The organism is Sorangium sp. So ce1036, assembly GCF_051369805.1.
In the GTDB taxonomy this organism is placed as follows: domain Bacteria; phylum Myxococcota_A; class Polyangia; order Polyangiales; family Polyangiaceae; genus Sorangium; species Sorangium cellulosum_F.
In genome coordinates this window covers 3142446-3161098 of sequence record NZ_JBBMOX010000001.1, presented here as the reverse complement: position 1 = coordinate 3161098, position 18653 = coordinate 3142446, and the positions used below count along the sequence as shown (strand labels likewise).

At 73.5% G+C, this 18653-nt stretch carries 12 protein-coding genes; 8 read left to right on the top strand and 4 right to left on the bottom strand.

Annotated elements, in window-relative coordinates:
* Positions 1 to 65: 65 nt before the first annotated feature.
* Complete coding sequence (locus WMF31_RS12185) at positions 66 to 599, bottom strand: hypothetical protein (RefSeq protein WP_436602101.1); 534 nt, start codon at positions 597 to 599, stop codon at positions 66 to 68.
* Between the two features lie 759 nt (positions 600 to 1358).
* Here WMF31_RS12185 and WMF31_RS12180 point away from each other — a divergent pair.
* The 4 genes from WMF31_RS12180 (at position 1359) to ilvD (ending at position 5079) form a co-directional block, all read left to right on the top strand.
* Positions 1359 to 2144: a class I SAM-dependent methyltransferase gene (locus WMF31_RS12180; protein ID WP_436602100.1), complete on the top strand. Its 786-nt coding sequence runs from the start codon at positions 1359 to 1361 to the stop codon at positions 2142 to 2144.
* A gap of 48 nt (positions 2145 to 2192) precedes the next feature.
* A complete protein-coding gene (locus WMF31_RS12175; RefSeq protein ID WP_129350521.1) occupies positions 2193 to 2429 on the top strand; it encodes a hypothetical protein in 237 nt (78 codons plus the stop codon).
* Between the two features lie 316 nt (positions 2430 to 2745).
* Complete coding sequence (locus tag WMF31_RS12170; RefSeq protein WP_436602099.1) at positions 2746 to 3066, top strand: hypothetical protein; 321 nt, start codon at positions 2746 to 2748, stop codon at positions 3064 to 3066.
* 90 nt (positions 3067 to 3156) lie between these two features.
* Positions 3157 to 5079 (top strand): dihydroxy-acid dehydratase, encoded by a 1923-nt coding sequence (gene ilvD, locus WMF31_RS12165; protein WP_436602098.1) that lies wholly within the window; start codon positions 3157 to 3159, stop codon positions 5077 to 5079.
* A gap of 31 nt (positions 5080 to 5110) precedes the next feature.
* On the opposite strand, the gene bluB is transcribed toward ilvD, so the two are convergent.
* Positions 5111 to 5788: a 5,6-dimethylbenzimidazole synthase gene (gene bluB / locus WMF31_RS12160; RefSeq protein ID WP_436602097.1), complete on the bottom strand. Its 678-nt coding sequence runs from the start codon at positions 5786 to 5788 to the stop codon at positions 5111 to 5113.
* Positions 5789 to 6048: 260 nt separating this feature from the next.
* Between bluB and WMF31_RS12155 the strand changes: the two genes are divergently transcribed.
* The gene (locus WMF31_RS12155; protein WP_436602096.1) at positions 6049 to 7017 is read left to right on the top strand and encodes an FAD-dependent oxidoreductase; all 969 of its coding nucleotides are present in this window, start codon (positions 6049 to 6051) and stop codon (positions 7015 to 7017) included.
* Between the two features lie 601 nt (positions 7018 to 7618).
* The gene (locus WMF31_RS12150) at positions 7619 to 8662 is read left to right on the top strand and encodes a fatty acid desaturase (RefSeq protein WP_436602095.1); all 1044 of its coding nucleotides are present in this window, start codon (positions 7619 to 7621) and stop codon (positions 8660 to 8662) included.
* Positions 8663 to 8809: 147 nt separating this feature from the next.
* On the opposite strand, the gene WMF31_RS12145 is transcribed toward WMF31_RS12150, so the two are convergent.
* Positions 8810 to 9499, bottom strand: coding sequence for an alpha/beta fold hydrolase (locus WMF31_RS12145; protein WP_436602094.1), 690 nt, complete (start codon positions 9497 to 9499; stop codon positions 8810 to 8812).
* 539 nt (positions 9500 to 10038) lie between these two features.
* Here WMF31_RS12145 and WMF31_RS12140 point away from each other — a divergent pair.
* Together WMF31_RS12140 and WMF31_RS12135 are read left to right on the top strand one after the other, a co-directional pair.
* The gene (locus WMF31_RS12140; RefSeq protein WP_436602093.1) at positions 10039 to 12078 is read left to right on the top strand and encodes a hypothetical protein; all 2040 of its coding nucleotides are present in this window, start codon (positions 10039 to 10041) and stop codon (positions 12076 to 12078) included.
* Positions 12079 to 12345: 267 nt separating this feature from the next.
* A complete protein-coding gene (locus WMF31_RS12135; protein WP_436602092.1) occupies positions 12346 to 14574 on the top strand; it encodes a thrombospondin type 3 repeat-containing protein in 2229 nt (742 codons plus the stop codon).
* Positions 14575 to 14643: 69 nt separating this feature from the next.
* Here WMF31_RS12135 and WMF31_RS12130 read toward each other — a convergent pair whose 3' ends face one another.
* Positions 14644 to 18645 carry a serine/threonine-protein kinase gene (locus WMF31_RS12130; protein ID WP_436602091.1) on the bottom strand — a complete coding sequence of 1334 codons (4002 nt, stop codon included), beginning with the start codon at positions 18643 to 18645 and terminating at the stop codon, positions 14644 to 14646.
* Positions 18646 to 18653: the final 8 nt, after the last annotated feature.

Below are 18653 nucleotides of genomic sequence, written 5' to 3'. Positions count from 1 at the left end.
ACGCGCGGTGCCCGCCGCGCGCCGCTCCCGCCGCGCGGCGCGGGGGCGACCGGACGGCCGGAGCGCTACTGGATCGCGAGCTTGAGCCGCGCGCCCTTGACGAAGTGGCTGGGCGCCTTGCCTTTCGCGCCCGGCGGCGCCTCGGGCTCCGAGTCGATGGTGAGCTGCATGTTGCCGGTCGACTCGATCTTCTTCATCGTCACCCGGGCGATCTCGACCCATCTCGTGGGCATCGCGCCCTTGGGATCCTCGATCCTGCGGAAGAGCACCGCCTTCGTGCCCGCGGCGACCGGCTCCTCGGTGGTCGCGACGAGCGGCAGGAGGGTCGCGGTCTTCCCCGTGCGGGAGACCAGCATTCCGTAGACCTCCACGGAATACCTGTCCCACTCGTTCGAGCCCGATGCGGCCGCGGCTCCCGAGAGGGGCGCGCTCTCCCCGGTCCCGGCCGGCGCCGGGGCGCCCCTCGGCGAAGCCTGCGGCCGCGCGCCCTCCTGCTCGGCCGACGCCGCGGCCGGCATGACGGAGAGGAGCGCGGCCGCCCCCGCAGCGACGAACGATCGCGAGCCCCTGGAGAGCCAGTTACCGACTGTGTTGCGCATGCACTCCGCTCCTTCGTTCGACGTGATCCCGCGGCCTGCTCTCACCCGGACAGGCCGCCAACGTTGCCTGCAAAAACTCTTCAAGATGCCAGAGACTGGCGCGCTCTACAACCCATTTCCCCGCCGCTCTGGCCTGCCGCTCTGGCCTGCCGCTCTGGCCTGCCGCTCTTGGCGTTGGCGCCGCGCCCCCAGGACCGCCAGGGCGACGCCGGCAGGGCGCCGCGCGGGGCGGCGGCGCGGCGTGGCGAGCGCACGCTCCTGGCTCCGTGGGGCGAAGACGTGCCTCACCTGCCTTGCCTGAAAACGCCTGTTCGCGGGGCCACCTGGCTCGACCGGCCCGCGGCGCGAGCCGTCAGCGCGCCTCGCGCCGCGTCCCCCTCGCGCGCGGGCGACCGGCGTGACCGGTCAAGGCCCGCCGTACCTCGATCTCACCCGTCCGACCCAAGGGCTGCGCAGCGCAGCGCGACATCTCCCTCCTCGACACCGCTCCGGGATCATCCCCGATGCCTTCCAACATCGCCGATGCGAAAACCGATGTCGGAGTGAAAGTCGCCTTTGAAGCAAGATATCATGGCGCCGTCAAAGGCGAACAGAAAATTTCGAGCGTGGATGATTCCGGTGCGCTCGAGTGCGCGCGAGGTCCTCCATGTGGTCCTGGGCATGGGGTCCTGGGGGCCCCCGGCCCCCGCGCCCGGCCCAGCGACGACGTACCGCCGGCCCACCCGGAGCGATTAGGATGGCCGCGGAGGAAGAGCGCCCATGCCCACGGTCGCCGATCACTACGACAGGCTGCTCGCCGCGCATTACTCGAGGATGTTTGGGGATCATGACGCCAAGGTCGCCGAGCAGCGAGCGCTGCTCGAGCGCCTCGGCCTGCGGCCCGAGGGCTCGGCCGAGGCGCTCGACCTCGGGTGCGGCTCCGGCTTCCAGTCGATCGCGCTGGCGCAGCTCGGGTTCAAGGTGAGGGCGGTCGATCTCTCGGACAAGCTCCTCGGCGAGCTCGCCGCGCGCCGGGGACAGCTCCCCATCGACGTGGTCCAGGGCGACCTCCTGGACGCGCTGGAGCGACCCGGCCCTCCGGCCGAGCTCGCCGTCTGCATGGGCGACACGCTCCCCCACCTGGGCAGCAAGGCCGACGTGGAGCGGATGTTCGCCGGCTGCCGCCGGCGGCTCGCGCCCGGCGGCCGGCTCGCGCTCACGTTTCGCGACCTCACCCGCGAGCTCGAGGGGGTCGACCGCTTCATCCCCGTCCACGACTCGGCGGACGTGATCATGACCTGTTTCCTCGAATACGAGCCCGAGACCGTCAAGGTGCACGACCTCGTCCACACGCGCAGCCCACAGGACGGCCGGTGGACGCTGTCCGCGAGCTTCTATCGCAAGCTGCGGCTCTCCCCCGACTGGGTCTCGGAGAGGCTCGAGGCGGCCGGTCTCCGCGTCTGCCATCGCGAGATCGCGCGCGGCCTCGTCACCCTCGTCGCGCGCTCGGAAGCCGACGTGGGCCGGGACACGAAGGCCGATACGAGCGCCGCAAACGGAGGTTGATGGATCCGATGCGACGGCGCTACCTTGGGATATGGGAGGATGAGACCCATGTCCGAAGAAGCAAAGAAGACAGGCATGGCGGACGCCGGGCAAGCTGCGCTCGCCGGCAAGCCGTCGCGGGATGAGGTCCAGGACCTGCGGCGCGAGCGGGACGAGGCGCGCCAGATGCTGGTCGCGCTGGTGAAGGGCCTCAAGCGCGCGTCGTTCCGGCACGGGACCTACATCGACGGGCTCGGCGCCGCGATGGTCGCCGTGGAGCGGTGGTCCAGGACGCACGATCGTTGAAACCACGTCACCCGGCCCCCCCGCGCGGCGCGGCCGGGCCGGTGCGTCACAGACGGGTCTCCCCAGCGTTCCTCACCTCGCCGACATCCATCGTCGTCGATTCTGCTCGTTCCCCTCTCGTCGCTTTCCCATCGCTGTCGACTCTCCGCGTTCCCCTCTCGTCGCTCTCCCTTACCCGGAGCTCGATTACCCGGAGCTCGATCCGGGTTTCGCGGCCTGTATTCGGTGGACGGCCGCCAGCCAGCCCCGTGGTGACGATCGGGGCGCCCTCGGCGTCCAGGTCGGCTCGCCGTCGCGCGCGTCGCCGCGCTCCGTCGTGGGCCGCTCGTACACCCGGGCGCCTTCGACGAGGCGGAGCGGCTCGGCCAGGGGGGAGCTCGCTTCCTTCCTCGAGCGCCGTCGCATCCCGCCGAGGCACGCCGGCTTCCAGGCGGGCGCGTACGCCGCGGCCCGCGAGCTCGTCGAGGCGCACGAGCGCGCCGGCGCCCACCTCCCCCGGCCCCGCCTGATCGCGGCGCTCCGGGAGCTGCGGGGCGTCGATCCCGGACCTGGCCCGGCGACCCCGTTCGGAAGAACCGGCGCGCCGGCGCGTACGGGGCGGGCCTCGCCCGCGTGGATCCGGCCTCGATCGACGTGACGCCCGTCTCCGCGTGGGTCGAGATCGTCCCGTGACGCCGCCCCCGCCTGTCGGCTAGGCGCGAAGGCTGGAACGGAGTAGGTTCCGGGCATGGCCGGATACCGCAGTCGAACATCCACCCAGGGACGCAACATGGCAGGGGCGCGCGCGCTGTGGCGCGCCACCGGCATGAAGGACGCGGACTTCGAGAAGCCGATCGTCGCCATCGCCAACAGCTTCACGCAGTTCGTCCCGGGGCACGTCCACCTCCACGACGTGGGCCAGCGGGCCAAGAAGGTCATCGACGCCGCGGGCGGCTGGGGGGTCGAGTTCAACACCATCGCGATCGACGACGGGATCGCGATGGGCCACGCCGGCATGCTCTACTCGCTGCCGAGCCGGGAGCTCATCGCCGACAGCGTCGAGTACATGGTGAACGCGCACTGCGCGGACGCGCTGCTCTGCATCTCGAACTGCGACAAGATCACGCCGGGCATGCTCCTCGCCGCCATGCGGCTCAACATCCCGACCGTCTTCGTCTCCGGCGGCCCGATGGAAGCGGGCAAGATCGCCGGGACGCACGACCGCGACGGCAAGCCGCTCGTCCGCAAGCTCGACCTCATCGACGCGATGATCGCCGCGAGCGACGACAAGGTGACCGACGCGGATCTCGCCTCGCTGGAGCGGTCCGCGTGCCCGACCTGCGGGTCGTGCTCCGGCATGTTCACGGCGAACAGCATGAACTGCCTCAACGAGGCGCTCGGGCTGGCGCTGCCCGGCAACGGGACGCTGCTCGCGACGCACGCGATGCGCTGGGAGCTCTTCGAGGAGGCGGCGAGGCGCGTCGTGGCGATCGCGCAGCGGCACTACCTCGAGGGGGACGCCTCGGTGCTGCCGCGGAGCATCGCGACGTTCGAGGCGTTCGAGAACGCGATGGCGCTCGACATCGCGATGGGGGGCTCGACGAACACGGTGCTCCACCTCCTGGCGATCGCCCGCGAGGCGCAGGTCGACTTCAGGATGTCGGACATCGACCGGCTGTCGCGCAAGGTGCCCAACATCTGCAAGGTGGCGCCGTCGTCGCACCACCACGTCGAGGACGTGCACCGCGCCGGCGGCGTGCTGACGATCCTCGGGGAGCTCGATCGCGCGGGGCTCGTCCACCGGGAGGTGGGCACCGTGCACGCGCGCACGCTGGGCGAGGCGATCGACGAGAACGACATCCGCCGCCCCACGGCCACGCAGGCCGCGAAGCAGCGCGCGCTCGCCGCGCCGGGCGGCGTCCCGACGACGGTCGCGTTCTCGCAGGACAGGTACTTCGCCGAGGCCGACGGCGACGTCGAGGGGGGGTGCATCCGCGACGTGGCCCACGCGTACAGCCAGGATGGCGGGCTCGCCGTGCTCTACGGCAACATCGCGAAGGACGGCTGCATCGTGAAGACCGCGGGCGTCGACGCCTCGATCTGGAGGTTCGAGGGGCCCGCGCGCGTGTTCCACTCGCAGGAGGCGGCGTGCGACGCGATCTGGAACAACCAGATCCGCTCGGGCGACGTGGTCGTCATCGTCTACGAGGGGCCGAAGGGCGGGCCCGGCATGCAGGAGATGCTCTATCCGACGTCCTTCCTGAAGGGGAAGGGGCTCGGCAAGGCGTGCGCCCTCATCACCGACGGCCGGTTCAGCGGCGGGACCTCGGGCCTGAGCATCGGGCACGTCTCCCCGGAGGCGGCCGAAGGCGGGGCCATCGCGCTCGTCGAGGAGGGCGATCGCATCCGGATCGACATCCCGGCGCGGAGCATCGACGTGCTCGTCAGCGACGCGGAGCTCGAGCGCCGCCGCCGCGCGGCCGAGGCGCGGGCCGACGACGCGTTCAAGCCGAACCGCGACCGGAAGGTCTCCCCTGCCCTGCGGGCCTACGCGCTCATGGCCACGAGCGCCGCCCACGGCGCGGTCCGCGACGTCGGCCAGATCGAGCCGAGCCGACGCGCCACGGGCGCCGCCGAGGCGGCCGCGCCCGCGGCCGCCGGGCGCAAGTAGCCCCTCGCGGGCGGGCGCGGCCGCGGCGCCGTCACGAGGAGCCGGGATCGCCTGAGGCCGCGCGGTCCTCCGGCCAGGCGTTCTCGGCGACGAGCTCCGAGAGCGGGCGGCGCGACGCCCAGCCGCACGCCTCGAGCATCGGTCGCTCGTAGAACTCGGCCACGTGGCCGACGCAGAGGATGGCGAGCGGCCTGCTCCCCGGCGGCATGCCGAGCAGCGCGGCGAGGCGGTCCGGCTCGAAGAGCGACACCCACCCCACGCCGAGCCCCTCCGCGCGCGCGGCGAGCCACAGGTTCTGGATGGCCGCGGCCACCGAGGCCACATCCATCTCGGGCAGCGTGCGGCGGCCGAACACGTGGGCCTCGCGCCCCGCCATCAGGCCGACGACGAGCAGCTCGCCGCACTCGAGGATGCCCTCGACCTTGAGGCGCATGAACTCGTCCTCGCGCTCCCCGAGCGCGCGCGCCGTGGCGAGGCGCTCCGCCTCGACGAGCGCGTGGATGTCGCGCCGGAGGTCCGGCGCGGTGATCCGCACGAACCGCCAGGGCTGCATCATGCCCACGCTCGGCGCGGCGTGCGCGGCCGCGAGCAGCCTGGCGAGCGTCTCGGGATCCACGGGCGCGGGGAGGAAGTGGCGCATGTCGCGGCGCTCGTAGATGGCGCGGTACACGGCGGCGATCTCTGGATCATCGAAGCGGTAGTTGGACATGGTCTCTCGCATGGCGCGGCGGGCCGCCGGACCGAGGCGAGCCCGGCGCGGCGGACGAGACTGCGTAGCACCGCTGGCGCGGGCGCGGCAGCTCGCGCAGGGCGGCCTTCGCGATCGCGGGCGCGGCGCGCGATCACGTGCGTGGCGCGCGGGTAGCGCGGGTAGTAGGATGACGTCGCGGACACGGCGGGCGCGCGATGGCCACAGCGGCGCGCGACCCGCGCGCTCGACGCGGCGCGGCCGCGTGCTAGAGCGCGATCGTGAGCGCATCGGGCAGCCGGGCACCGGCGCAGCAGATCACCGTCGTGGGCGCAGGCGTGATCGGGTTGACCACGGCGGTCGTGCTCCAGCGCGCCGGCTACCGGGTGCAGGTCGTGGCGGCGGCGCGCGGCGAGCACACGACGTCGGCGGTCGCCGGCGCGCTGTGGTTCCCTTTTCAGGCGAGCCCGCCCGAGCGCGTCAACGCGTGGTCGCGAAGGAGCCTCGATGAGCTCACGCGCATCGCACGGGAGCACCCGGAAGCGGGCGTGGATCTCCTGACCTGCTACGAGGCCGCGGACGACACGCGGCCGCCGTGGTGGGCCCCGAGCGTGCCGGACCTCTCGCTCGATCCCGCGCCGCACCCGCTCGGCGCGCCGTACAGCCTCCGGTTCACGGCGCCGCGCGTCGACCCTGCGCTGCACCTGCCGTGGCTCGAGGCGCAGCTCGAGAGCCCGGTGCGCCTCGAGCGCGTGCGATCGCTCGCCGCGGTCGAGGGCGCCTGGGTCGTGAACTGCACCGGGCTCGGGGCGCGCGCGCTCACCGGCGACGCCGAGCTCCTCGCCGTCTACGGCCAGGTCGCCATCACCGAGCCAGGCGACCTGCCCCTAGATGTCGCACTGGGTGATGAAAGGGACGAATCGGCCCTTGTTTATGTCATTCCGCGTCGCCGCGAGGTGGTGATTGGCGGCTGTGCGGTTCCGTCCGCTGACAACCGTCCTTTGACGCCGGACCCGGCGCGTACTGACGCGATGCTCCAGCGGGTGCGCGCAGCCGGGCTCAGCCCAGGTCGCTTGCTCGGCGCCCGCGCTGGACTGCGCCCGGTGCGGAGCTCCGTGCGGCTGGAGCGCGAAGGGCGAATTATCCACAACTATGGCCACGGCGGCGCGGGATATACGCTGGCATGGGGTTGCGCCGACGAGGTGAGGACGCTGCTCCGGGACGGCGTCGCGCCGGGGTACCGCTCGTAGAGAGTTGATCACGTCAAGCACTGTTCTGACGCGGTCCCGGCCTCCCTCCCTGGTGGCCCGGCTGTTCGCCAGGCTCGTCGCAGGCGGCTGCCCACGCGCGGCGGCAAGGTGGCCGATGGCCGATGGCTGATACCTGATGGCTGATGGCTGATGGCTGATGGCCAGGTTGGCCACCATGGCCAGCGTTGGCCAGCGTGGCCAGCGTGGCCAGCGTGGCCAGCGTGACTAGCGAACAGCGCCGACGCGCCATGCTACCGATGAGGCCGCCCGCTGCAATCCAGCTAACCAGCGGCCCAACGCATTGCACCGAAAGTCCCGTTGTACTCCTGTTGCCCGGCTGCTAGATTGAATTCGTGCTCGCCTTCGAGCAACTCCTGTCATCTCTCGCGGTGGAACCGCCCGTGGCGATCCCCTGTTCATGCGAGGGAATGGTGGTGGGGGAACGCGCGCTGGATATCGCCGGATCCTGACGACCGCTCGAGCGATCCCCCCAGCGCGTGATCCCGAGGTGGTCGAACGTTCGCTTGGTCTTGGGCACCGACGTCCATCGTCCGCTATCACAAAAGCAAGGTCCGGAGCTTCCCCTGGGAGTTGGAACGCCATGAACTACGACGAGAATCGACTCAGTCGTCCGACGGGGCGGCCTGCGGTCTTTCGTGTCACGATGAACAACGACGAGAATCGCCCCAGTCGTCCGACGGGGCGACCGTCGGGGCGGCCTGCGCTCTGGAGCGTCCTCCCGCTGGCCAGCGGGCTGCTGCAGACGCGGCCGATCGAGTGGCCGTCGCTGCTGCTCTTCGCGGGGTCCTACGCGCTCTGGGCGGCGGCGCTCTGCGCCGGCGTCGCGGGCCTCCTGTCGACCGCGCCGGCCGTGCTCCTCGCGGCGGTGGCCGCGTACGCCGCCTTCACGCCGATGCACGAGGCGGCGCACCGGTCGCTCGCGCGGTCCGCGCTGCTGAACGGCGTGGTCGGGCGGCTGAGCGGGCTCTTGCTCATGGCGCCGTTCCTGGCGGTGCGCCACTTTCACCTCGAGCATCACAAGTACACGAACGAGCCGGGCCGCGACCCCGATCACTGGAGCGGACGCGGCCCGTGGTGGCTCCTGCCGCTCCGGTGGGCGACACAGGATCTCCACTACTATGCTCTGTTCCTGCGCTCGTACCGCGCGCAGAAGCGCAGCGAGCGGATCGAGACGGTCGCGACGCTCGCGGCCATGCTCGCGCTCGTGGCGCTGGCCTTCGGGCTCGGCCACGGCCGGCTCGCGCTCCTCTACTGGGTCCTGCCGGCGCGGCTGGCGATCTTCTTTCTCGCGTTCGCGTTCGACTATCTGCCTCACTACCCTCATCGGGTGACGGCGGCGGAGGACCGCTATCGCGCGACGCGCGCGGTCGACAGCGCGCTCCTGAACGTGCTGCTCTTCGGCCAGACCTATCACCTGATCCACCACCTCTACCCGGCCGTGCCGTTCTTCCGTTACCGGACCGTGTGGAAGCACCAGCGCGAGGAGCTCATCCAGCTCGCGTCGGGCAGCCTCACCCCGCCGCGCCTCCCGTCGATCGCGCCGTCCGCCCTCACCCCGCCGCGCCCACCGGCGATCCCCCCTCCGCCCCCCGTGCAGACCGCGCCCGAGCTCGACGCCCTCTGATCCCGCCGGCCGGCCCCCGCGGCGCGCCCCTCTCGCCTGCCTGCGCGGGCGTCGCTGCCCCGAGGGTCGCGCCGCGCGCGACGCGGCCGCGGTGACGTCGCAGGCGAGGGAGACGAGCGCGCCCGCCGAGATCGCGCGCGGCCCGCGCTACCCGCTGCGGTCCTCCATGAACCGCGCGAGCACGTCCGCGAACTCCGCGGGTCGCTCCACGAGCCAGTCGTGGCTCCCTTTCGTGGAGACATGGAGGATCGAGCCGGGGATCAGGCGTCGAAGCGCGAGCGCCGAGCCGAGCGGCGTCGTGTGGTCGCGGGCGCCCCACGCCAGCAGCGTCCTCAGGCGAGCGCGCCCCACGAGGGCAGCGTAGCCGCTCAGCTCCGCCATCGCCGCGATCCGCAACAGGCTCAGCGCGTTGCGCGTGTGGAAGATCAGGTTGTAGAGGAGCCCGGGCCCGGCGTACGCCGAGAAGCGAGGCTCCAGCGACACGTCGGCCGCGCGCGCGAGGAGGAGCGCCAGGATCGAGCGCGGCGGGTTCACGCCGACGGAGTTGACGAGCACGAGCCCGGCGAGCCGCTCGGGGTACATCGCGCCGACGACGAGCGCCGCCGCGCCGGACAGCGAGTGTCCGATCAGCGTGACGCGCTCGAGCTGGAGCACCTCGAGCGCGTCGGCGATGCAGCGCGCGTACCGCTCCAGCGTCCACGGCGCACGGAGCCTGGAGCCGCGGCCGGATCCGGGCAGCTCCACGACGAGCACCCGGGCGCGCTGCGCCGCCTCCTTGACCGTGGGCCGGTACGACGTGCCGCGGATCAGCATGCTGGGCAGGAGCACCACCGGCATTCCGCGACCCGTCTCGGTCACATGAACGACCTCGCTCCCGACCCGGATCTCTCGCCCGCGGCTCTCCTCTGGCGCTCGTCGTCGCGCCGCGGAGCCGGCGGACGTGGGTAAGATCTTCTCTCTTCGCGCCGGTCGCGGCCCGGAGAGGCTGGCAGGTCCGAGCGAGACACCGAGGCTCGGTCCGATGATTCCAGGTCGTCGCGCGCGCTCGCTCATGATCGATGACCCGATGCCGGGCGTGTGCCAGGGGTCGCGCGGCGCGGGCCGCGACGAGAGCGCGACGCAGAGCTCCCGGCGGCCCCGGCGCGCGCCGCCCCGGATCCTGGAAGGCGGTTGAGTCAATCCGGAGCCGCGCTAAGCTCTCCGAAACAGCGGCGATCTCCAGGCTCAAGGGGGTGCAGCAGGCGTATCGCCACGGACCAGAGAGCCGGCGCCGGCTCGCTCGGACAACCAGTCATTCCGTCATGGATAGAAGCGACATGTCGAGGTCCCGCCCCACGCCCGGCTCCGGGAAGACCGCTGAGATTCGGGACTCTTCGGTGCTCCCGGTCCCCGCTGCGCTGGCCCTCCTCGCCCAGAATGCATGGGGGACGGACGCGCCGCCCGCCACGGACGCCCCGTGGGCGTATGCCCTCATCGCCGCGCTCGGGCACCTGCCTCCCGCGATCGAGATCGCCGCGGCCACGCTGCGGCGGACCGGGATGTCGGCCGAAGCGTACCTGAGGAAGCACGCGGCACGGCTGGCGTCCGGGGGAAGCGAGGAAGAGATCGTGGCCGTGGTCCTCGCCGAGGCGCTGGACGCCGCGGGCGAGGAGGCGCGCGGCGTCGCGCGCGCGCTCGCCGTGCTGCCGGCGGCGAACGTCCCGCTGGAGGTGATCGCGGCCGCCGCGGGGAAGCCGGCGCCGTCCACGGCGCGGCCGCTGCAGTCGCTCGTTCATGGCCGCCTGGTGACGTTCCAGAAGGACGCGCTGGCCTACCTGCTGAACCCCGTCGTGCGCGCCGCGATCCGCGGGGACGTGGGCGGCGACGCCGCGCTGTGGGACGCGCTGCACCGGAGCGCGGCGGACGCGATGCAGGCGCTGCTCTTCTGGACGGCCGCCGTCGAGGGACGGCCGGAGGCGGCGATGCGCCGGCGCGTGGCGAGCGAGCTCTTCGCCGCCCTCGACACGGCGCCGTTCCAGGAGGGCGCTCGCGGCGCCGAGGTGCTCGCGCGGGCGCTCGTCGACGCCTGCACGGTGCTCGATCTCGGGCTCACCATCGAGATCCAGGAGCGGCTGCTCGAGGGGGCCGCGCGGCTCGCCGGCGAGGCGCTGCGCGCGCGGGCGCTCGCGGCGCTCGATGCCGCGCGGCGCCCGACCTCGGAGCCCGCGGGCAGGCGGCGGGGGACCTTCGGGACGCTCCGGGCCACGCCGGCGGCCCGCGAGCGCGGCCGCCCGGGGCACCGCGATCTCCTGCGCAAGGCCCTCCGCGCGAGCGCGCAGCGCGGCGCGGCCCGGTACGCGACGCCGGCCGAGGACGACGGCCTGCGCGCCGCGAAGGAGCACCTCTCGCGCGGCTGCCTCCGTCTCCACGAGGGCGCGCTCGACGCGGCCGCGGCCGCGTACGGCGACGCGCTCGCCGCGCTGGAGGCGGCCGGCGATGGGCGCGGCCAGGGCATCGCGCTCCTGCTCCGCGGCGAGCTGCGCCGGCGGCAGGGCGACCTCGCGGCCGCGTCGCGCGATCACGAGCGGGCGCTGCCGCTCTTCCGCGCGGCGGCCGACCGCGCGGGCGAGGCGATGGGGCTGCTCGCGCGCGGGAGCCTCCGGCTCGATGAGCGCGACGCGGAGGGCGCCGCGGCCGACTACGACTGCGCGCTCATGCTCCTCAGGGCCTGCCGCGATCGGATCGGCGAGGCCAACGTGCTGAAGGCGCGCGGCGATCTGTGCTTCATGCAAGACGACCTCGCGGGCGCGGCGCGCGACTACGATCGGGCGCTCTACATCCTCGAGGGGGTGGAGGAGCGCGTCCTCAGCCAGCTCCGCTTTCCGCCCGGCGGCCGCGAGGAGCGCCGCGGGGCGATCGCCCGCGCCCGCGCCGCGCGCGAGCACCTCCCGCAGCAAGAGCTCCTGCGGGCGCTCGGGTACGAGCAGACGCACGCCCGCACGTGGCAAGCCCGCGGCGACCTGCGCCTGCGCGAGCGGCAGGCGGCGCTGGCGGCGCGCGACTACGGCAATGCGATCCTCCTCTACCGGGAGAGCGGGGATCGCCGTGGCGAGGCCGCCGCGCTCAAGGCCCGCGGCGATCTGCGGCGCCAGCGGGGCGCGCTCCCGGGCGCGCAGCGCGACTACGACGATGCGCTCCGGCTCTTCGAGGCCCTCGCCGACGGCCCCGGCCAGGCCGCCGTGCTCAAGGCGCGCGCGGACCTGCGCTGCGAGCGAGGCGACACCGCGGGAGCGGCGCTCGATTACACGAGGGCGCTCGCCCTCTTCGACGCGACCGGCGACGGCGCCAGCCAGACGAGCATAAGGACCGTCCTCGCGGGCATCTCCCCGCGCCCCGACGATCCTCCGCGCCCCGTCAGAGCGGCTGTCCCGCGGTGAACGAGAGAATCCGCCGACGCCCCCGGAGCGGCCAGTGCGCCGGATCCACGACGCCCCGCTGGGCGCGGTGACACGCCTGCGCGCGCCCCGAAGCGACCTTCTGCGCTGTCGGATTGGGGCTCACCGCGGCGCCCGGCGAGCGCATGATCAACCTGCTTTGTGATTCCGTCGGTTCACCATCCTGCGCTAGGGTTCACCTGTCCGGAGATCCCGCCCCGGCACCCAGGTGGCCCCGTGCGACGACGCCGCTCATCCTTCGGTATCAGCTTGCTCTTGGTCTCGCTCCTGCCCTGGACGGCGCTCGCCCTGCCGACCGTGACCGGATCCGCCCCGGAGCTCGGCGCGTGGGACATCCTGCGTGGCGCCCCGCTCCGCGACGACGGCGTGGCGCCGGACGCGGTGGCCGGCGACGGCACCTTCACGGCGACCGTCTCGTTCGCGGCGCCCGGCGACGTCGAGTACAAGGTCTCGCGGAACGGGGTCGACCTCGAGGACGGCGGGCTCGGCACGGTCACGGGCGGGAATCTCCGGTTCACGCTGGCGGGCGGGGCGGCGCCTTACGACGTCACATTCTACTACGACACACGCGATCTGACCGCCCAGGGGTTCTTGCCGGCGACCGAATCTGCCTCGGACTCGCGGAGCGCGTCGAGCAGGGCGGACGGCTCTGCGCAGGTGTGGGTCGCCGTCGGAGACTGGCAGGGGGCCGTCGGCGACACCGACTGGAACTCGTCCTCGCTCGTCACCGTCGCGCGCGACGACGGCCTGCTCGGCGATCTCGTCGCGGGCGACGGCGTCCACACCTATCGCTTCGTGGCCGAAACCGCCCTCTCCGGCGCGCGCTTCAAGTTCGCGGCGCAGGGCCCCTCGGGCACGGAGCTCGGGGCGAACGGCTGGAGCTACGCCCCCGAGGACTCGTCGCACGGCGCGTTCAGCGCGGCGGCGGGGCAGGTGGTCACGCTGGAGCTCGACGCGGCCCGCGGCCGCATGCGCGCGCGGGTGTCGAGCCCGGCGAAGCTCCTCCTCACGGAGCTCCTCGTCCACCCGGCGTCCGCCGAGTTCGTGGAGATCTACAACCCGGGCAGCGCCCCGGTCGACCTGTCCGACTACTACCTCGCGGACTACAGCCTGTATTACCAGCTCGTCACGGCGAGCCCCGCGCTCCCGAACACGAACGATTTCCTCGTGCGATTCCCGGCCGGCGCCGAGATCGGGCCAGGGGAGATCCAGACCGTGTCGCTCGGCGGCGCGGAGTGTTACCGTACGGGGTGCGAGGAGAGCAAGGCGTTCGGCGGCTGGGGCTCGCACCCTACTTACGAGATCTACAACGCAGGCACGTTCGGGGCCGGCGATGCTGAAGAGGGCAAGTCGTCCGCCGTGGTGCCCGACATGCGGGTGCCGCTCCCCGGATCCGTGGGAGAGACGCGCGGGCTCACGAACGATCACGAGTGCCTCACCCTCTTTTACTGGGACGGCGTGAGCGACCTCGTCAAGGACGTCGATTATGTCTTCTATGGCTCGTCGGGGCCGAACCGCCCTGTCGACAAGACGGGAGCGTCGGCCGACGGGCCGGACCCGGGGGGAGCGCGGAGCGCCTACCCCGACGACGCGGCCGACGACGTCGCCCGGCACGCGCCGCTGTCCGCCGCCGGCGGGAGCTGCCGGCGGGACTTCACTGAAGGCGCCCAGATCGCGGGCGGGGGGAGCGGGGTGACCGGCGCGGTCGAGACCAGCGAGCCGCTGTCGTCGACCTGGGCCGCGTGCGCCGCCGCGACGCCCGGCGAGATCGATCTCGACGGCGACGGCGTGCTCGCGGGCGACAATTGCCCTCGGACGGCGAACCCTGATCAGGCGGACTCCGACGCGAACGGCGTCGGAGACGCCTGCGACCTCGACGACGACGAGGACGGCATCCGCAATGGCGCCGACAACTGCCCTTACGCGCCCAATCCGATCCAGACCGACTCGGACGCTGACGGGAGGGGCGACGCTTGCGACGTGGATTCCATCGATGTCGACGCCGACGGCGTGCTCGACGCGCTGGACAACTGCCCTGCCGTGGCGAATCCAGCGCAGGTCGATACCGACGCCGACGGCGTGGGAGACGCGTGCGACAACTGCCAGGCCGTGGAGAACCCCGACCAGACCGACACGGAGGGCGACGGGGTCGGGGACAGCTGCGACGCGGACGACGACAACGACTTCCTGAGCGACGTGGACGATGACTGCCCGCTCGCGGCCGGTCCGCGCTCGAACGGAGGTTGTCCAGGAGGGGGGATGGGCGGCGGCGCGGTCACGGCGGCGTCGAGCTCGATGTCGAGCGCGACATCCTCCGGCGAGGCGTCGTCCTCGTCGGGCGGCGGCCCCCCGTTCAGCGGCGCAGGCAGCTGCGAGTGCCGCGCCGCGGGCAACGCGCCCCCGCACGGCGGACGAGCTCCGTGGCTCGCGCTCGCCGGCGGGGCGTTGCTCTGCATGCGCCGCCGGATGCGTGCTTGAGGGCGAGCGACGGCGCCCCCCCCGGAACCGCGGTGATCCCGCTCATCGCGCCCGGCATGAGCCGCAGGGTCAGCCCTCCCGCTGCCGCTCGAGCCGCTCCCGCATCACGTTGGGGATCCTCCCGGCGACCTCGATCGCCCTCGCGAGCGCCGCCCTCGCGTCCAGGTGGCGGCCGCGCCGCGAGAGAGCGCGCGCACGGGCCTCGATGACCTCGATCTGCTCCTGCCCCACGGAGAAGCGCGCAGAGCGCTCCTCGAGCTCGTCCCACTCCGCGTCGCTCGCCTCGCGCGTCGCCAGCTCGATCATCGACCACTGCACCTCTTCCGCCGGCGCCATCTCCATGCCCTCGCGCCCCTCGGCGGCGGCCCTCACCTGCTGGCTCCGGATCGCCTCGATGATCTCCCGCGCCTTGCCCTCTTCACCCCGGTAGAGCAGCAGCCTCGCCAGGAGGAGCTGCACCACCGGCCGCGCCTCGTCCCCTCGCTGCTGGCGCTCGAGCGACACGGCGCGCTCCACGTGCGCCATCGCCATGTCCAGGTTGCCCATCAGGTAGAGGTACTCGCCCAGGTTGAACTCCCCCACGAGCTCGAGCATCCCCAGCCCCAGCTCGCGCGAGATGGAGAGCAGGCGGCACAGATCCAGGATCATCCCCTCGTTGTCGCCGAGGCAGGCCCGCAAGAGCGCCCGACCGTTGATCGCCGGCCCGAGGTGCAGGAGATCGCCGCGCCCCTCGGACATCCGGATCGCCCGATCCAGCACCGCCCCCGCGTCGTCCAGCCGCCCGAGCCCCGGATAGATGAACCCCAGGAGGAGCAGCGACACCACCAGCGTCTCGTACCCCTCGTCGCCCAGCGCCTCGGCCTGGGCCGCGGCGCTCTCGAACTGCCGCGCCGCCTCCTCCTCGCGGCTCTCGCGGTGCAGCGAGCGCGCCACCGCCATCGCGAGGCGCGCCGAGAGCGCCGGCGGCAGCTCCCCCTTGACGAGCGCGTTCGCCTCCTCGACCCGCTCCTTCGAGCGCGCGTAGTCGTCCATCCAGTCGAGCGCCGTGGCCTCGTCGAGCAGGATCTCGAGCAGCTCGGTCTCGTTCCCCTCCTCGATCGCCATCGCGCGCGCGCGGTCCAGATCGCCGAGCGCGTCGTGATAGCGACCCAGCCGGTAGCGCATGAGCCCCCGGCCCCGGTACGCCGCCCTCCGCCGCGCCCCGCGCTCCTCGACGGGCTGCGCCAGCGCGCGGCTATAGTGGAGCTCCGCCTCGACGTACGCGTGCCGCGCCCGCGCCCGCTCGGCCAGCTCCAGGTAGGCCTCCTCCGCCACCCGAGCGAGCCCCGCCTCGGCCGCGTGGTGCGCGATCTTGAAGCGCCGCTGCTCGCGGCTCTCGTGGGTCGCCTCGCGGTGGTGATCGTACGCCGCCAGGTGAATCTGCCGCCGCTCGACCTCGGAGACGCCCCGCGCGATCGCCTCCCTCACCAGCGCGTGGCGGAAGCTCAGCCGGCCCCTCCGATCGACGACCAGCATGCCCGCCTCGACCAGCCGCTCGGTCCCGACGCGCGCGTCGAGCGGAAACGCCGCGCCGTCGCCGCGCCGATCCAGGTGGCTCAGCACGCCCACGATCTCGTCGATCGACACCTCGGCGCCGAGCAGCGAGACGAGCCGCGCGTGCGCCCCGAGCGCCGGTCCGAGCGCCGCGATCTCGCCCTGCGCGAGCGGTTCGATGTGCGGCAGCGCCGGGAGGCGATCGAGCTCGTCGGTCGCGAGGTACCACGCGTCGCCCCGGGGGTGCCGGCGCAGGATCCCCTCGCGCTTGAGCCCGTGCACGAGCTCCACGAGCAGGAGCGGCACCCCCTGCGAGCGCTCCAGCAGGCGATCGATCGCCGGCTCGGGCACGTCCCGCGCGGGCAGGAGCAGCCGCCGGCACAGCGCCCGCGCGCTCTCGGGATCGAGCGGGCCGAGCCGCACGGCCTCACGCCGCGCGGCCCGCTCGCCCCAGGAGGGGTGCGCCTCCGCGAAGGCCGAGCGCCCCATCGCGCAGATCCACAGCGGCGCGGCCGCGTCGGCGAGCGCCGCGTACTCGAGCGCCGCGAGCGTCGCGTCGTGCGCGTAATGCGCGTCGTCGAGGACGACGATCACGGGCGACGAGGCCGCGCGCCGGCGCAGGCACTCGCCCGCCGCGCGCACGCGCGCCGAGCGCAGCGCGCCCGGCGCGGCCTTGAGCGCCTCGATCTCCGGGAAGACCTCGCCGCCCGTCCGCTCGTCCACCCAGCCGAGCGCCATGGCCAGCCCCGAGCCCAGCACCTCGCCGAGCACCGGACCGAGCTGCCCCGCGAGCGCCGCCCGGGCGCCGCTCTCCGGCGGCACCTCGGCCACGTCGAGCACCTCGCGCACGAGCTCGTGGAGCGTCGCGTCCTCGACGCCGCTCGTCGGCTCCTGGCCGCGCAGCTCGATCAGGCGGACGTGCGGCAGGCGCGCCCGGAGCTGCTTGCCGAGCTCGGCGAACAGGCGGCTCTTCCCGTACCCCGGCTCGCCGACCACGGACACGACCGTGGGCAGCTTGAGGCGGAGCGCCTCCTCCGCGCTCTCCAGGAGCTGGTCGAGCACGTCGCGGCGGCCGATGAACGCGTCCGGGATCGTCTGCTCGCGCGACGTACCGGCGTTGCTGGACGTCTCCTCCGCGGCCGCAGGGGGCGCCTCGGGGAGCGCGGCCGCGGCCGCGGGCGTGAGGAACGAGCCCACGGGACCGGAGGCGGACGGCCACCGCTCCGCCCGGGAGAAGAGCGGGCTCAGGAACCGCAGCGCCCCGTCCGGCCGCGCCTGGACCGAGACGGGCGCGAGATCGATGAGGACCCGCTCGCACAGCCCTCCCCGCAGCAGCTCGTCGGCCGCGCGCCGAGCGTGATGCGCCGGGTTCCCCGCGCTCCCGTGGCCGAAGACGGCCGCGTAGCGCGAGCCGGAGGCGTGCGCGAGCTCGCCGCCGAGCGCCCGGATCCGGCGCTGCACGGCCACCCGATCGGCCGCCCCCTCGAAGAACAGGATCCCCACCGCGCGGCGCTGGACGCCGCCCGTCGAGCGCAGCATCGCGCTCTCGCTCGGCGCGAGCTCGTCCCCGAGCGCGCGCTCCAGGGCGCTGCGGAGCTCGGTCGCGCTCGCGAACCGGTCGCTCCGCTCCTTGGCCAGGCAGCGGTGCACGACCTCCTCGATCGCCGCGGGCACCGCCGCGCGCGCCGACAGGCGCGGGGGCCTGCGGCTCTTGTGATCCTCGAGCACGGCCGCGCGCGGCCCCCAGAACGGAGGCCGGCCCGCGAACAGCTCGTACAGGATGACCCCCATCGCGTAGATGTCCGTGCGCGCGTCCAGGTCCGCCCGCCCGGCGGACTGCTCCGGCGCCATGTACTCCGCCGTCCCCAGCGCCAGATCCGCGTCCAGCGCGTCGTCGCGCCGCCCGACGACGCGGGCGATGCCGAAGTCGATCAGGGTCGCCTGCCCCGCGCTGTCGATGAAGATGTTCTCGGGCTTGAGATCGCAGTGCACGTAGCCGCGCGCGTGCACGGCCTCCAGGGCCGCGAGCGTCGCGAGGCCGAGGCGGCCGACCTCGTCGATGCCCGGCGCCGGGCGCGCCGCGAGGCGCGCCGCGAGCGTGGGCGCGGCGATGTGCCCGATCACCGCGTAGGGCGAGCCGTCGTCGAGCAGGCCGTAGGCGTGCACCGCCGGCACGTGGGGGCCCCCCACGGCGAGGAGCGCGTCGATCTCGCGCCGGAGGTACACGCCCGCGTCGCGCCGATCGGCGCGCGCGAGCTTGATCGCCACGGGCGCCCCGCCGCCCTCGGGCTCGGCCTCGAAGACGGTGCCGAAGCCGCCGCGCCCCAGGACCCTGCGGGTCTGGTAACCGTCGAACCGCGGCTGCGCGACGAGGACGACCTCGGTGATGTCCAGCGGGGCCGCCTCGTCGAGCGGCCGCGGCTCAGGCTGCGGGCACTCGGGGCACGCGCCCTGGTTCCGCCGTCCACACGACGGGCATCGCCGGGCTTCGATGGGTAAGCAAGCTGGACCCTCGCCGCGAAGGGCTTCGGAGCGCATTGCCCCTC